At 43.9% G+C, this 15980-nt stretch carries 12 protein-coding genes; 6 read left to right on the plus strand and 6 right to left on the minus strand.

The window, feature by feature from the left end; all coding sequences use genetic code 11:
- Positions 1-27: 27 nt before the first annotated feature.
- A complete protein-coding gene (locus CXF62_RS04220; RefSeq protein ID WP_102093047.1) occupies positions 28-1113 on the minus strand; it encodes an ABC transporter permease in 1086 nt (361 codons plus the stop codon).
- 81 nt (positions 1114-1194) lie between these two features.
- Positions 1195-2247 (minus strand): siderophore ABC transporter substrate-binding protein, encoded by a 1053-nt coding sequence (locus tag CXF62_RS04225; RefSeq protein ID WP_102093048.1) that lies wholly within the window; start codon positions 2245-2247, stop codon positions 1195-1197.
- A 658-nt stretch (positions 2248-2905) separates the two neighbouring features.
- Here CXF62_RS04225 and CXF62_RS04235 point away from each other — a divergent pair.
- The 3 genes from CXF62_RS04235 (at position 2906) to CXF62_RS04245 (ending at position 5180) form a co-directional block, all read left to right on the plus strand.
- Entirely contained in the window at positions 2906-3865 is a 960-nt protein-coding gene (locus CXF62_RS04235; protein WP_102093050.1) for an energy transducer TonB, read from the plus strand.
- Positions 3866-3973: 108 nt separating this feature from the next.
- Entirely contained in the window at positions 3974-4663 is a 690-nt protein-coding gene (locus CXF62_RS04240; RefSeq protein WP_101205179.1) for a MotA/TolQ/ExbB proton channel family protein, read from the plus strand.
- Positions 4664-4778: 115 nt separating this feature from the next.
- On the plus strand, positions 4779-5180 hold the full coding sequence (locus tag CXF62_RS04245) for an ExbD/TolR family protein (protein ID WP_025651314.1): 402 nt from the start codon (positions 4779-4781) through the stop codon (positions 5178-5180).
- A 209-nt stretch (positions 5181-5389) separates the two neighbouring features.
- On the opposite strand, the gene CXF62_RS04250 is transcribed toward CXF62_RS04245, so the two are convergent.
- Positions 5390-5929 (minus strand): DUF2799 domain-containing protein, encoded by a 540-nt coding sequence (locus CXF62_RS04250; protein ID WP_228153162.1) that lies wholly within the window; start codon positions 5927-5929, stop codon positions 5390-5392.
- 357 nt (positions 5930-6286) lie between these two features.
- On the opposite strand from CXF62_RS04250, the gene CXF62_RS04255 reads away from it, so the two are divergent.
- A complete protein-coding gene (locus tag CXF62_RS04255; RefSeq protein WP_101205178.1) occupies positions 6287-6883 on the plus strand; it encodes a hypothetical protein in 597 nt (198 codons plus the stop codon).
- A 283-nt stretch (positions 6884-7166) separates the two neighbouring features.
- A complete protein-coding gene (topA, locus tag CXF62_RS04260) occupies positions 7167-9833 on the plus strand; it encodes a type I DNA topoisomerase (RefSeq protein ID WP_102093051.1) in 2667 nt (888 codons plus the stop codon).
- 224 nt (positions 9834-10057) lie between these two features.
- On the opposite strand, the gene CXF62_RS04265 is transcribed toward topA, so the two are convergent.
- Positions 10058-10615: a superoxide dismutase family protein gene (locus CXF62_RS04265; protein WP_102093052.1), complete on the minus strand. Its 558-nt coding sequence runs from the start codon at positions 10613-10615 to the stop codon at positions 10058-10060.
- A 360-nt stretch (positions 10616-10975) separates the two neighbouring features.
- Positions 10976-13579, minus strand: coding sequence for an endopeptidase La (lon, locus tag CXF62_RS04270; protein WP_227526701.1), 2604 nt, complete (start codon positions 13577-13579; stop codon positions 10976-10978).
- Between the two features lie 448 nt (positions 13580-14027).
- Here lon and CXF62_RS04275 point away from each other — a divergent pair, with 448 nt between their 5' ends.
- Positions 14028-15389, plus strand: coding sequence for a Na+/H+ antiporter family protein (locus CXF62_RS04275; RefSeq protein ID WP_102093053.1), 1362 nt, complete (start codon positions 14028-14030; stop codon positions 15387-15389).
- A 119-nt stretch (positions 15390-15508) separates the two neighbouring features.
- Here the strand turns inward: CXF62_RS04275 and CXF62_RS04280 are convergent, their stop codons facing one another.
- Entirely contained in the window at positions 15509-15925 is a 417-nt protein-coding gene (locus tag CXF62_RS04280) for a hypothetical protein (protein WP_102093054.1), read from the minus strand.
- Positions 15926-15980: the final 55 nt, after the last annotated feature.

A 15980-nucleotide genomic window follows, 5' to 3' on the forward strand; every position in this document is an offset into this window, starting at 1 on the left:
ATTAATACATAGTTAGTGAACGTGGTGCTACTGCTCAGCTGGCGCACGTAATAACAGCCATAAAAACAGCACCGTACCAACCACACCAAAAATAGTGGCGACCGGTACTTCAAATGGATAGCGAATAGAGCGCCCGATAATATCGCATAGCAGTACGGCTGAAGCACCAAGTAGGGCCACTGCTGGCAAGCTGCGACGCAACTTATCTCCCATTAGACGGCTCACAATGTTTGGTACGACCAGCCCAATAAAAGGAATCATGCCCACAGTCACGACCACGACAGCGCTCATCATGGCTACCATACCCACGCCAATCCAAGTGACTTGACGCTTACTAATACCCAAGTTTAAGGCGATATTGTCACCCAAACCAACGATGGTCAGCTTGTCAGCAATAATATAAGCCAGCACACACAGTCCACCCGTGAGCCACAACAGCTCATAGCGCCCTGCCAATACGCCCGAAAAATCTCCAAACTGCCAAACACTCAGCATCTGTAGTGATTCGGTTTGATAGGCGATAAAGGTAGTGACGGCTTCAATAATGCCGCCGAAAACAATGCCAATCAGTGGAATCATCAAAAAATCAGTGGGCGGAATGCGGTGAATGAGCAGCATAAATAGCATCATGCCAAAAACGGCAGCGATGGTTGCCACGCCCATTTTTACAATGAGCGCACTGGCAGGGAACAGCAGACTGACCACTAGCAAACCAAGTGCAGCACTCTGAGTTGCACCAACCATAGATGGCTCTACAAAGCGGTTTTTTAGTACTATTTGGATAATCATCCCAGCCACTGCCATCGCAATACCAGTCAAGATAATGGCGATGGTACGCGGTATACGGCTAACCAATAACAATGAGCTATCGGAGTTGGCACTCTGAGTCAGCAGGCTCTGCAAGATACCTGACCACGAAAAGTCAGCCACCCCAATAGATAAGCTCAATAACACCAAAAGCCCCATAAGAATGAGGCTTGCTGTATTGATGAACCACGGTGGTATGACAGTACGTCGATGTAACGCATTGCCAGTACCGCTTTGCCAGCTTGACGCTGATGGAGCAGTACTGGATTTGAGCCTAGCATGAGTACGGTGTGAAAATAACGACATAATCTCTACTGGCTTAAAAATGAGCAGGGTTAACGGTAATAATACCTACTTGTGCAACAATAGTTTGCATAGAAAACAACGTTATTTAGCACTAGCAAAAGCATCTTTGATTGTCGTTAGATCCTGCATCCATTGATAGTAGCCACCAAATGCTAAGTAAGAGTCTGGGCTCAAATAAACCACTTGCTGTTTGCTCCATGCATTGGTTTGAGCAACCAATGGATTGTCTAATACAGCCTTGGCACCAATACCGTCTTCACCAATTGCAGCACTACGGTCGATGACAAATAACCAATCTGGATTGGCTTTTTGGATATATTCAAACGATATCGGCTGACCATGAGGCGCATCGGCAATTTTGTCATCCGCCATTGGTACACCTAACACAGTGTGGATAAAACCATAGCGAGACTTGTCACCATAGGCTGACATTTTATTGCCATTGACCATCACGACTAGGCCAGAGCCTTTATTTTCTTTTGTTAGACTTTTGGTCTCAGTGATGAGTCCATCGATGTTCTGTTGTAGCTTAGCGGCTTGATCGCTTTTACCAAACAGCGCACCTAGATCATGCAGGCGCTGCTTGCTTGATTCGTAAATGTTAGCTGTATCAATACTCATGTCCAATGTCGGCGCGATACTTGACAGCTCGTCGTATTTTTCTGCCATGCGTGAACCGACCAAAATAGCTTGCGGCTGCATTGCATTCAACGCTTCAAGATCTGGCTCAAACACAGTACCTACCGATTTTGGATCAGGTTGCGTCTCTGAGTGTAGATTCTTTAGTAATAGACCACCAGGCATACCATCGACCGCCACATCTAGCGCGGCCAAGTCTTGCATCAATGTCATGTCATAAACGACAAGTGGCGATGGGTTCATGGCTAGCTCAACATCACCTTTTACGGTATTAACCATGATTTTTTCAGCAGATACAGCATTGTTATTAGCAACGTTCTGTGATTCATCAGCCGTTGGGTTTTCGGTTTTGGCGTCTGCTGGCTCAGAGTCATTAGATTCAGGCGAGCTACATCCTGCCACTACGGTAGCTAACAATGCTGTCATGGCAGCAGTCAGTAATGGACGTTTGAAAGAAGAGGCGATAGATCTGCTAGATAATAAGGGTGTCGGCATAATGAACTCGGTCTATAAAAAAATGTTTAAGCAATTGTCTAAAATAATTGCAAATGAATAACGCTAAAAATATTAAGTCTGAAAGATGCTTGAGATAAAAAGCATAAAATAAATAGTCTACTTAGGGCGTGTCCTCAATTCAAACGAGTATCCTCTAAATGGGCTAAAAACAGCTAAATTTTGCCAAACATCGTCAAATAGTTGGTCAATATCTCGATATTATCTGCACTATTTTCCTCGTTTGACGGCAATTTATCTCATTTTTATCACCATTTTTAAAATGAGGACACGCCCTAGTACCACTCACTAATTTTTTATACGAATAGTTTTTATAAAAATAGTATGAGTAGACAGTACAGCGGTTATAATAAAGTAGTTGAGACTCATTATCAATATAAATGATAATGGTTTTTATTAACAGCACTTGTTATATTAAACGCAACGTATCATTTGATGTAAAGATAAGATTCATAGTAGTGAGGTATAAAAGTAGGTAACGTTCATAGAAATAAGCGTTCTGATAAATAAGGCTACTAAGCAATGCCATGTGTCAGAGATGTATTAAATAGCGAAAATATTGTAAATTATTATTGATAATAATTATCGTTTGCATTATTATCTACGCCATTCTACTCTGAGTAATAAACATTAGGCTGTTATGAGTTCAACGGATTTAGACGCGCCACCACTTAAGTCGTTATTGCTAGCTATTGTTGCAGTACTAGGACTCCATGTGCTTGCCGCAATTGCACTAGTGGCAATAAAAACGCCTGAACTCAAACCTGAGCCAAAAAAAGAGATGTTACCACTTGAGATAAAGTTTGTGTCATTACCGGCAAAAATGGTCTCAACTGAAGTAGAAAAACAAACAGTCACAGCCAAAAAAGAAGTACAGCCTGAGGTACAAGTTCAGCCAGCGCCGCAACCTGAACCAAAGCCTGAAGAGCCGGTGAAACAACCAACAGAGACACCAGTAAAACCAAAAGAGCCAGTTGTAAAAAATGTAGAGCCAAAAGTGACGCCTGTGATAGCGTCAGAAAAGCCTCGTCCTGATACCAGTCAAAAAGTAGCCCCAAAAGAGCCGCTACCGAAACCAAAGGTTGATAACTCAGCAGCTGAAGCACAACGTCAAGCAGCTGCCCAAGCTGAATCAGAGCGACAAGCCAAAAAGTCTGAGCAAGAGGCACAAGCTAGGGCAGAGCAAGAAGCCAAAAGGGTTGCTGATGCCAAAGCTGCCGTTCAGGCGAAGGCTGCCGCAGAGGCCGCCGCTGCACAAGCAAGAGCTGAGGCAGAAGCAGCAGCTGCTTTAGCACAGAGTAATGAGCCTGTGAGCTTTACTGCTAGCTCAGCCAACTGGGCATCTGCGCCAAACTTTAGTTTCCCTGAGCGCGCCGCACGTAGAGCTCGTTCTGGTGATACGCTCAACGTTGTCTTAGTATTACGAGTCAACAAACAAGGCGGCATCGATAACGTGCGAGTTGCTCAATCATCAGGTAATCCGCTACTAGACAAAGAAGCCCGACGTCAAGTTCGATCTGGCAAGTTCAAACCCTTTACTAAGAATGGCGTACCCGTGGTAGGTGATGTAACTCTACCGATCAGTTACGCGGTTCCTTGATAGCTCACATTTTATAACAACGTATTTATTAATCATTTTTCATTATAAAACTAAACATGATATTTACCTCAGTATCATGTAATGGCATTACACATTAAGGAGTCTGACATGGACTTTATGCAATACTGGCAGATCAGCGACATGGTGACAAAAACGTTGTTCTTTTTGTTGCTTGCGTTATCTATTCTCTCTTGGGTGACAGGTATCGTCCGCGTATTGCAAAGCCGTAAGCTGGCGACCAATGTAGCAGATGATTTGAGTCAGCAATTACAAGCCAAACAGTCTGACTTGGCTGGTACTGATGCTGCCACTCGCCGCTTGGTGACTGAGCAGACTTTGCTCAAGCATATCGGTCGCTATCGCTTTGCTAGTGAGCGCGGTCTGCCGATTCTTGGTACGACGGCAGCGATTGCACCGTTCATCGGCTTGTTTGGTACGGTATGGGGTATTTTCCATGCCTTGCACAACATCGGTATGAGTGGTCAGGCAGGATTGGGGCAGGTTGCAGGGCCAGTCGGTGAAGCTCTAATTATGACAGGTCTTGGTATTGCAGTAGCGATTCCAGCTGTGGTGTTTTATAACCTTGCAGTACGTATCAATCGCCGCATAATGTATCAAGCCAACGATAGAGCGCATGATTTATTGGCGCAATCAACGGGTCTTGTGGATACTACCAAGGTAACCGCGAGCCATGCTGCTAGCGCCTCACAAGTGCACGCTGCACCAAGCAGTCGTTCAACGACGAGCGAGACTCAGCATACCAATAACTACAGTAATTCTGTGCCAAAGCAGCTATAGATAGTGTTGATCTTGCAAGCATTAAATCTGCCAGCGCTAGGTCTGTAAAGGCTCAAACGACAGGTCAAAAAACGGCTTGGCTGTGTGAAAATAACCAAAAGCATTGAGAGTAACTATGGCATTTCAATTGGGTGATGATGACGTACGAAGCATGGATGAGATGAACCTCATTCCGCTGATCGATATCATGCTGGTATTGATGATTATATTTTTATTGACAGCGACCGTGCTGAATCCGACGGTGCCTTTAGATTTGCCAGAGACTAGTGCCGCGCTCAATGAAACGCCGCCAGAAGCGATCCAAGTCAGCATTGATAAGGACGCGGGAATATTCTGGGATAGCGACCCAATCAGCATGGAAGAGTTAGAGACACGCTTGCAGCAACAAGGCGCGACTGGTAAGAATCCAGCGGTACAGTTACGTGCGGATAAAGAAGGCAAGTACGATACGGTTGCTCAAGTCTTAGCAGCTGCAAGTAATGCTGGACTGACCAAAATTGCATTTGTGAATGAGTAGTTTAGTAGCTAAATCTTTAAGAAATTAATAATATAAAGTCAGTGCTAGTAGCTCTGACTTTATATTAGAAAGCTAGCTAGATAAATCAATAGCCCAACCAGTAAAACAACCAGTACCGCTATAATAAAAACAATTAAAATAATAAAATTTTCTCCAACCTCATTAACTACTTAAACCTCAAATTAAGTCGTTAGTGAGGTTTTCTTTTTTTACCAGCCATAGCCAAACGGACGATAGCCGTAACCGAAGCCTGCATGTCTGTAGCCAAATGGGTAAGGTGAGCGCAAGTAGTCAAGATCGCGCTGACGGATATAGTAGTAGCGCCCTTGAGAATAAGCTTCTTCTAACTTCTCAATACCTTCTAACGGACAGACAGGTTGCCAGTCATAGCCTTCGCGACCGAGCTTATAAGCATTCAGCTCGGTACAGTAGTTTTTGAGACCCTGTTGACGGCCTTGCTCCCATTGGATACGGTTAGGGCTAGCACCGCCTATACTAGTGCAGCTATTGGTATAGTGACCAAAGTAGGCACCTGAACGTCCTTGTGAGCCATCAGCATAGCCGACTTCTTGCCAGTTACTGCTTTGACACTGCTGCGGGGTTAGGCTCTGAGTCGTGGCACAGCCTGATAATGTCAGTACGACCGCGCCAAGTAGCGATAGGTTCATGCCTGCTTTGCTCATGACTTTACTTGTCAGCTTGCGAGCGTGATAAGCGCCCGATGAGGTTGACTCAATAAGATAATTCATAATAAACCTGCGCGCGTTTAAAATTATGGTTTATCATAGCACTTTTTTGCGCTGACCACTTTTCGTATCTGGTTTTTATAGCGTGCTGTGATCGGTAAGTTTATATACGCTAAATAGCTGATTTAATAGTGTAACTTGCTAAATTGTCATATGCTTTAAAAGCACCTGTTGCACTGCGATTGGACAACAACGCTTGATTTTTAATGGTTCGTGCTCATTATAAGCCCTTGTATATCGTTGTTTATTACCGTGCTAACCGCAAATCTATATGTACTATGTATAAATAACGGTTCATTGTCGATATTTATCGCTATATCTCTTAGTATCTTTTTCATTTAGTCAAAAGGCCAGACCATCATGGGAACATTGATTGGCGTTATCATTGTACTATTCGTATTAGGGAGTATGATGGCGCTCAAACCGAACGGTATCGATCAGCGTTTGGATAAGCTGCGTATGACCGCGCGTCGTTTACAGCTCAATCCAAAGCTCGTTTCGTGCCCTGACTGGATCAAAGGCCGTGATAATGAGTATGGCCGCGGTATGCTTGGACAGTACTGTCTGATATTTGAAGACACTAAACTGCCGCATACCCGTTATCAAGTGATTGATGGACAGTGGCGACCAGATAGCAGTTTTGTCGATACCAGTACAGATGATAAGACGCTTACTATTCCCAGTGCGATTCGTTCTAGTCAAATCAGCAATAACCCAGTAGTCAAAAAGACTGATTTTAGCTTGGATCAAGTGCCGTTGGAGCTGCCAGTAAGTATCGAACCGTTTGTTAAAGGTCTATTGACCAAGGCCAATAGCATTATTATTTATTGGGAAGATATTGCTTATGTACGTCCAGCATCTAATCCTACGTACCATCAAAAACGGATTGAAGCGGACTTATTAGTGCTCAAAGAAAACCTTGAGAAGTGGGCGCTACAGATGCAAAAACAAGCATAAACCTAGTAAAGCGTTTTTTCGTCTCCATTAAAGGGCAATATGCAAGCGGTTTGTCATATTCAAATTATTTAAAGTTGACAGTTTAACGCTTAGCAGTGTAACGTCTTTATAACTATATCTTTATTTTATGGTTATTATTTGTTTTATAACCTTTTTTATCAGCAGCGATTATTACTATAAATAGCTGAACCATGGCCAAACCATGAGTATCCGCTTCCATAAATTGCCGTGCTGCTGAATTTAACCTTACTTTTAATTTACTTATATTATGGTGTCGTCAAACATGGCAAAAACCACAACCAAAAAAAGTCTAGCACCAGCTGCTGACAGCCCAAAGGGTAAGTCTTTGGTGATTGTAGAATCACCAGCCAAGGCAAAAACGATTAATAAATACCTTGGTGATGACTTTATCGTACGCTCAAGTATCGGTCACGTCCGTGATTTGCCGGTCAGTGCGAGCAAAAGCGCAAAGAAAACAACGACCGCTAAAAAAGATGACACTCTGACCAAAGAAGAGAAAGCGCAGCAAGCACTGGTACGCCGCATGGGTGTAGATCCAGAGCATGACTGGGCAGCAGTTTATGAAGTACTACCAAACAAAACCAAAGTCATCAAAGAGCTTAAAGCACTAGCCAAAGACGCTGACAAAATCTATCTGGCAACGGATATGGATAGAGAAGGGGAAGCGATTGCTTGGCATCTAAAAGAAGTCATCGGTGGCCCTGATAGTAAATATCAACGTGTGGTCTTCAACGAGATTACCAAGTCAGCTATTCAAAGTGCATTTAAGCAGCCTTCGAAATTAGACATTGACCGCGTGAACGCGCAGCAAGCCCGTCGGTTCTTGGACCGTGTTGTTGGCTTTATGGTATCGCCGCTATTATGGCAAAAGATTGCTCGCGGACTGTCTGCAGGCCGCGTACAGTCAGTCGCTATGCGTTTGGTCGTTGAGCGTGAGCATGAGATTCGCGCATTCATTCCAGAAGAGTACTGGCAAATCCATGCAGACACACACATTGCTAATAGTAAAGCTAAAAAAACCTCAGACGCTGAGCAAATCGGTATACGTTTAGAGGCGACCAAACAAGGTGGAAAAACCCTAAAGCTTGGTAATAAAGAGCAGACCGATAAAGTCCTAGAGATACTCAAAGCAAGCGATTTTATCGTCAAAGAGCGTGAAGAAAAACCAACGCAATCACGTCCAAGCGCGCCATTTATTACTTCGACCTTGCAACAGGCTGCTAGTACCCGCTTAGGTTTCTCTGTTAAGAAAACCATGATTTTAGCGCAGCGTCTGTATGAAGCAGGTCATATTACTTATATGCGTACCGATTCGACATTCTTATCAGGCGACGCGCTTGCTGCTGTCCGTGGTCATATCGAAGATAGCTATGGCGCAAAATACGTGCCAGAAAAGCCAAATTTCTATGGTAACAAGCAAGGCGCACAAGAAGCGCATGAAGCGATTCGTCCTTCTAACGTCAACATGAAATCAACACAGCTCAAAGGTGTTGAGCGTGATGCGATACGTCTATACGAGCTAATCTGGCGTCAATTTGTGGCGTGTCAGATGTTACCTGCCAAATATCTGTCAGTGAACCTGTTTGTAGGCGCAGATGATATCGAGCTAAAAGCCCGTGGTCGTACCATGGTATTTGATGGCTACACAAGAGTCATGCCACCAGCCAAGACTGACGATACCTTGCTGCCTGATGTCAAAAAAGGCGATAAGTTAAATCTAGATAAGCTAGATCCAAGTCAGCACTTCACTAAGCCTGCGCCTCGCTATACTGAAGCCAGTCTAGTAAAAGAGCTTGAGAAAAAAGGCATCGGTCGTCCATCGACGTATGCTTCAATTATCTCAACCATTCAAGATCGTGGTTATGTGAAGCTTGAAAATAAGCGTCTGTTTGCCGAAAAAATGGGTGATATCGTCACCGATAGATTGACGGCTAGCTTCCCAGATTTAATGGATTATACCTTTACCGCTGCGTTAGAGGACAAGCTCGATCATGTGGCAGAAGGTGATCAAGATTGGAAAGATGTGCTTGATAATTTCTATGGCGAGTTTAAAACGACTCTAGAGCGTGCCAAAGAAAAAGATGGTATGCGTCCAAATGATCCGACCGATGTACCAGATGTCCATTGCGATATCTGTGATCGTCCGATGCAGTTGCGTACAGGGTCAACAGGTGTATTCTTGGGTTGTACTGGCTATAACTTGCCGCCGAAAGAGCGCTGTAAAGGCACCAAAAATCTAATGCCAGTCGAAGCATTCGCCAATCTAGATGATGCTGAAGGTGATGACGAAGCGGCAGAAGTTAAAGATTTGATGGAGAAAAAACGCTGTCCGAAATGTGGTACGGCGATGAATGGTTACATCGTGGATGGTGGCCTCAAACTACACATTTGCGGTAATAACCCTGATTGCGATGGTTATATCCTAGAAGAAGGCAAGTTTGAAGTTCCTGGCTCAGATGCACCAACCATTGACTGTAATAAGTGCGATGGGCAGATGGAGCTTAAGACAGGACGCTTTGGTCCGTATTTTGCTTGTCAAAACTGTGATAATACGCGCAAGGTACTAAAAACTGGTGAAGCAGCGCCGCCTCGTATGGATCCAATCCATCTGCCAGAGCTAAAGTCGACCAAGCATGATGATTATTTCATTTTGCGTGAAGGGGCGGCTGGGATGTTCTTAGCAGCGTCTAAGTTCCCGAAAGTGCGTGAGACACGTCCGCCAAAGCTAGCTGAGCTACGAGAAATTAAAGACAAGATGGAAGACAAGTTCCAGTATCTGTTTGCAGGACCAGATGAAGATCCTGAAGGTAACCCAACCATCTTGCGCTGGTCACGTAAGAAAAAAGAGCAGTATATCGGCTCTGAGAAAAACGGCAAGGCCACACGTTGGGGTGTTTACTGGCGTAATGGTGAATGGGTAGAGGAGTAACTATTGTTAAATCCAATATAGTGCTTTTATAGCGTCAGACTCATTCAATGTACTACAGGTACAATTTGCATTGGTCTTTCTTGTATTGGCTTAAACAAACCTAATAGTTACTTCCAATAAAAAACCCTCTTATAATTTAAGAGGGTTTTTTTGTGCTTGTAATATTTCTTTTAAGCCATTTCTACGTTTGCAGACTTAGCCTAAGTCCATAGGTTTGGACAGTATTAGTTTTTTACGATGATACCGCAACCAATACGATCGCCTGCATTGCCTGAAGGTTGACTGGTATAGTCATCAACGCCAGCGTGTACGATAAAGGCCAAACGATTTACGCTGTATTTACCTGCTTCAGTCGCTGCGATTTTCTTATTCACATAGTTAATAGTAGCAACACCATCTTCATTAGCAGTTAAGTTTGGCAAGTCACCAGCATGACCATTCATATCATCTGGATTAGAGTGTGGCTTGTTGTCTGGGTTGAAGTGACCGCCTGCTGCTTTACCCATAACGTCACAGCTGCCTGTTTCGTGGATATGTAATGAGACAGTTCTACCTGGCTGTAGGTTAGTAAGTTTACCGTAAACTTGGACGCCGCCATCGACTGGACGTAAGAAAACTTGACCAACTTCTTTCTTCTTGCCATCTACTGTTTGTATGGTTGATTTTAGCGTTGGCTGTGCTAAAGGATTGCCTGTTTGCATTTGACTTTCTACGGTTTGGCAACCAGTCATTGCTAACGCTGAACCGCATAATAGGGTACTTACAAGTAATGTCTTATTCATTATTATCTCCAATTGTTTGAGTTGTTATTTTTAATCTTCATTAAAGTCACGAATATCTATCGTTATCGTTCTATAAAATCGGTGTCAATATTCGTTAACATCGGAGTCAGTATAGCCAAGCTAACGCTATAGTTATTCATCAAATGCGCAACAATCAGTTAATAAATGTAAGTATCGTATGGGTTTGAAAAACGAACTAAGATAAATGTTTTTCAAAATTAAATGGCTTTAAATGCGTGAGAGAACTACTAAGAAAGCTATGAACTGCAAGCAAATGAATAACAAACAGGTATAAAAAAGCCGCCCATCATTGTGATAAGCGGCTTCTTAATCTATAGGACGAGTTTAATAAAGGTTCAATTAATTATGCAGTGCTTTGCCAGAGGTTTTATCAACAGTCACTTTGGCAGGCTTAATTGGTGTTGGCATACTCACCAAAGCAACCTTTAAGATTTCTTCAATCGTCGCGACTGGCTGAATGGTTAAGCCTTCTTTCACGTTATCAGGGATATCCGCCAAATCACGCTCATTAGTCGCTGGGATCAAGACATGCTTGATACCACCGCGATGTGCCGCAAGCAACTTCTCTTTGAGACCGCCGATACGTAGGATTTTACCGCGTAAGGTAATCTCACCTGTCATCGCAATATCTGGACGAATAGCAATACCTGTCAACGCAGAGACTAGCGCTGTCGTCAGTGCACCACCAGCAGATGGGCCGTCTTTTGGCGTGGCGCCTTCTGGCATATGCACATGGACGTCTGTTGTTTTAAACGTTTCGTAGTCGATACCTAAGCTATCACCGCGAGCACGAACCACGCTCATAGCTGCGCGAATCGACTCTTTCATTACATCGCCTAGTGAACCGGTAAAGCTAAGCTCGCCTTTACCTTTCATACCGACCGCTTCGATGGTCAATAGCTCACCGCCGACCTGAGTCCATGCAAGACCAGTAATACGACCAATTTCAGGCTCTTCTTCAGCCAGACCGTAGTCATACTGATGTACACCTAGATAGTCATCGATATTTTTGTCATCGACGGTCACTAGCTGACGTTCTGCTTTTTTCGGAGCACGTGCGCCATGAGTTTCAACCGAACCGCGAACCACTTTACGGCAGATCTTGTTCACTTCACGCTCAAGGTTACGCACACCTGCTTCACGCGTATAGCTACGCACGATGCTATGCAATGCTGCTTCAACAATCTCAATTTCACCTTCTTTAAGACCGTTTTGCTTAATCGCTTTTGGCACTAGGTATTTCTGTGCGATATTAACTTTTTCTTCTTCGGTATAACCCGGCAGACGAATGACTTCCATACGGTCAAGCAGCGCAGGCGGAATATCCATGCTGTTGGCAGTACAGATGAACATCACTTGCGACAAATCTAAGTCCATATCTAAATAATGGTCGTTAAATGTATCGTTCTGTGATGGATCCAATACTTCAAGCAACGCTGATGCTGGATCACCGCGGAAGTCTTGCGCCATCTTATCGATTTCATCCAATAAGAATAGTGGGTTTTTGACTTCTACTTTTGCCAATGACTGAACAATTTTACCTGGCATTGCACCGATATAGGTACGGCGATGACCACGAATCTCTGCTTCATCACGTACGCCACCAAGCGCCATACGCACAAACTTACGACCAGTGGCACGGGCAATTGATTCACCCAACGAGGTTTTACCGACACCTGGAGGACCGACGAGACATAGAATCGGACCACGAAGCTTTTTCACGCGTGATTGTACGGCGAGATATTCTAAGATGCGGTCTTTTACATCTTGTAGACCGTAATGGTCTTCGTCTAATACCGTCTTAGCTTTGTCTAGATTGATAGATACTTTGGTCGTCGCATTCCACGGTGTGTCCAAAATCCATTCAATATAGTTGCGTACTACTGATGACTCACTTGACGCAGGTGGCATCATTTTGAGCTTTTTGAATTCCTGCTCAGCCTTTTTGCGCACGTCTTCTGGTAGGTCAGCATCTTCCAAACGCTGCTCTAGCTCAGCCACATCATCTTCACCATCGAACGCGCCGTCATTCATATCTGACAGCTCGTTTTTAATGGCTTTCATCTTTTCATTTAAGAAGTATTCACGCTGATTGTCTTCCATTTGCTGACGAACAGCATCTTGGATATCTTGTTCGATATTTTGCTCAGCACTTTGCTTGACTAGATATTCAGTCAAAGTATTGATATGCGTTTTGATATCGTCTTCTTCTAAGAAAGACTGTTTGATATCAAGGTCCATCGACACACGAGTTGAGATGAAATAAACCAACTCAAGCAAGTCGTCGATACGCTTAGCCACACGAGTCAGCTCACGTGCATTGCGAAGTCGCGCATCTGCATAGCTTTCGAATAATGTGGTTAATGCTTGAATGGTGTTTTTCTGTTGACTCTCATCCATGCTGACATCAAGGTCGGCACGTTCAAATCTCGCCATTAATAAATCGTCATGGCCTTCTATATTATCGACACGAGCGCGGTATTGACCTTCGATCAATACTTTAATGCAGTTCTCATCGCTATCGTGTGGCATGGTGCTAACGATGCGACACACCGTACCGTACTGATACAAGTTATCTTGATCAATATCTTCGGTCAGTGAGTCTTTTTGCGCGACTACCAGTACTTTGTTGCCATACTCAGCCTGTGCCAACTCAACCGCTTTCACCGATGGCGCGCGTCCCACAAACAATGCAATCTGCATATGTGGATAGACGACGACGTCGCGTAATGCCAGCAATGGCAAATAGCTTTCATCTTCATTGTCTTTAACAGCGTCAGATGAGGCATTTAACGCATCCGTAGATGAGCTTTCTGTCTCATTATTCGCGTCAGCACTGATGTTAGCGTCAGTGTCAGTATTTGCATCAGACGTCGTGTCAGTGTTCAGGGCAGATGATACATCGATGTCGATGTTGTCTTTATCAATATTATGTTCACTCATATGTTTTTCCTCGTTCCCCGGACTTGTAAAGTCAAGTTCGTGGTTCATGTCTAGATAAATGGTGCTCACGAAAAAAATTGCAAGGCTGATTAGCGAAGTCGTCTGCTTATCTTTGTTAAATAGTTGTCTGAGTGCCTAGTAAACAATGTTATCGATGTTATCAACGATGTGTCGGTAATGATATATCGTCAATAGCGTGATTGGTCAATGAAGGATAAAGACAGTCAGAAATTATAGAAGAGGGTTTAGATGTATAGGTGATATTTGGCTACCTATGTTGATGCCTAATCGGTTCTATGCGTAGGCTTTATACCCAAAATAAGGTAAACTGGCGCGCGTCTAAAACAGGCTCTCATATTGAGACGTTTTAGACATCATAGCGATATTCATTAGTGTCAATATTCATCGGTCTCAATGAGACCAAGCTATAAAGAGCAAGGGGCAACACATGGCCATCAATGCGGTACTGCTGGCAGTTATCATTATGCTAGGACTGTCACTTTCGCGAGTGCACGTGGTGCTTAGTTTATTAATCGGGGCGCTGGCAGGTGGATTGTTAGCAGGTCTGGGTATTACCGACACGTTAAATGCCTTCCAAGAAGGTATCCGTAATGGCGCGCAGATTGCGCTATCTTATGCCTTGCTGGGGGCTTTTGCGGTAGCGATTGCGCATTCGGGTTTGCCGCAATCATTGGCAGGGACAGTAATTAGACGTATTGATGCCGCGGGCACCAGTGGTATGATTAAATACATGCTGTTCGCAGGTCTCATTACCATGAGCTGCTTTAGTCAAAACCTAATCCCCATTCATATTGCCTTTATTCCACTGCTTGTACCGCCACTGCTTTTGGCGTTCAACCGTATGCAGATTGATAGACGCCTGATTGCCTGTCTGATTACCTTTGGACTGGTCACCACCTATATGTTTATACCGTATGGGTTCGGTGATATTTACCTCAATCAAATTATGCTAAAAAACGTTGGTGAAGCGGGCATTGATGTTGCCAATATCTCTGTGGTGAAAGCCATGGCAATTCCTGCGCTTGGCATGCTCATTGGTCTGCTGGTCGCGGTATTTATAAGCTACCGTAAGCCGCGCGAGTATCAGCAGATTGCGATAGACCAGCAAGCGCATGATGCCGTCGTAGAAGGCGATGCATTAAGTAAAACAGCCGCTGGCGCTCAGTTGCAAAGCAAGCTAAAGACGCTGGTTGCATTGGCTGCTATCGTGACGGCTTTCGTCGTGCAGCTATACACTGATTCGCTACTACTTGGCTCGATGTTTGGCTTTGGCGTGTTTATGGCGACAGGCGTGGTCAAATGGCGTGATGCTGATGGCGTCTTTAATGATGGTATTAAATTGATGGCGATGATTGGCTTTATCATGATTACGGCGCAAGGTTTTGCTGAAGTCATGAAAGCCACAGAGCAGATTCAGCCACTCGTTGATGGGGCGGCGTCACTGTTCGGTGGTAATAAAGCGATGGCTGCCTTTATCATGCTCTTGATTGGTTTGATTGTGACCATGGGTATCGGCTCGTCCTTCTCGACTATTCCTATTTTGGCTGCGATCTATGTGCCGCTGTGTATCTCGTTAGGGTTTTCGCCATTAGCAACCGTTGCTATTATAGGTACGGCTGGTGCGCTGGGTGATGCCGGTTCTCCTGCGTCAGATTCGACATTGGGGCCAACTTCGGGTCTAAACATCGACGGTCAGCATGACCATATCAGAGATAGCGTGGTGCCAACATTTATTCATTACAATATACCGCTACTGGCGTTTGGCTGGATTGCGGCGATGGTGTTGTAAGCAGTTCAGTCAGCCCTTTAGCTCAATCCAAGTATCTAACAAAAAAGACGCTTATGATTAAGCGTCTTTTTTTTGCATTAGTTATAGGATTGTTAGAATAATTAAATTAGACGGTTATCTTAAGTACCGATATCTTGCTTTATACTTTCTATATTTTTGCGCAACAGATATACGAAAAACAGCGTAATGAAGGGGTCATAAACACGATCTAGCCTCAAATCACCGTTGATGTATTCAATAGTGGCCAACGCAAACAAAGATAGTAGAATCAAAGAAAAGCATTGAGATATAGGGATCAAAAAATGTAGAAAAGATGTGCTGCTAGAGGACTTTATATGACGCATTTCAATGTGAGTGCTAAGCGCGAAGGTATAAAATGCTGCAAGCGCTAGCAAAAAGGTTCTTAGTTCAGCAAAATCAAAGCCGTCGTAATCATAAATATAAGCCGCAGGCGTGGCCAGTAGTAATAGCACGAACAAATAAAAACAAACTTGTAGCGAAGCGGGCGACATAAACTCTTTTTTTACTTTGTCCACGATCAACGACCTATACTGTAATGATAATTATTTGCGATAAGTATAGTTTATAGGT

It is taken from the genome of Psychrobacter sp. MES7-P7E (genome assembly GCF_002863645.1).
GTDB lineage: Bacteria > Pseudomonadota > Gammaproteobacteria > Pseudomonadales > Moraxellaceae > Psychrobacter.

Bases quoted from the DNA above. Each gene is read 5' to 3' on its own strand.
- CXF62_RS04220 (WP_102093047.1), bottom strand. From the start codon at position 1,113: ATGTCGTTATTTTCACACCGTACTCATGCTAGGCTCAAATCCAGTACT.
- CXF62_RS04225 (WP_102093048.1), bottom strand. From the start codon at position 2,247: ATGCCGACACCCTTATTATCTAGCAGATCTATCGCCTCTTCTTTCAAA.
- CXF62_RS04235 (WP_102093050.1), top strand. From the start codon at position 2,906: ATGAGTTCAACGGATTTAGACGCGCCACCACTTAAGTCGTTATTGCTA.
- CXF62_RS04240 (WP_101205179.1), top strand. From the start codon at position 3,974: ATGGACTTTATGCAATACTGGCAGATCAGCGACATGGTGACAAAAACG.
- CXF62_RS04245 (WP_025651314.1), top strand. From the start codon at position 4,779: ATGGCATTTCAATTGGGTGATGATGACGTACGAAGCATGGATGAGATG.
- CXF62_RS04250 (WP_228153162.1), bottom strand. From the start codon at position 5,929: ATGAATTATCTTATTGAGTCAACCTCATCGGGCGCTTATCACGCTCGC.
- CXF62_RS04255 (WP_101205178.1), top strand. From the start codon at position 6,287: ATGGGAACATTGATTGGCGTTATCATTGTACTATTCGTATTAGGGAGT.
- topA (WP_102093051.1), top strand. From the start codon at position 7,167: ATGGCAAAAACCACAACCAAAAAAAGTCTAGCACCAGCTGCTGACAGC.
- CXF62_RS04265 (WP_102093052.1), bottom strand. From the start codon at position 10,615: ATGAATAAGACATTACTTGTAAGTACCCTATTATGCGGTTCAGCGTTA.
- lon (WP_227526701.1), bottom strand. From the start codon at position 13,579: ATGAGTGAACATAATATTGATAAAGACAACATCGACATCGATGTATCA.
- CXF62_RS04275 (WP_102093053.1), top strand. From the start codon at position 14,028: ATGGCCATCAATGCGGTACTGCTGGCAGTTATCATTATGCTAGGACTG.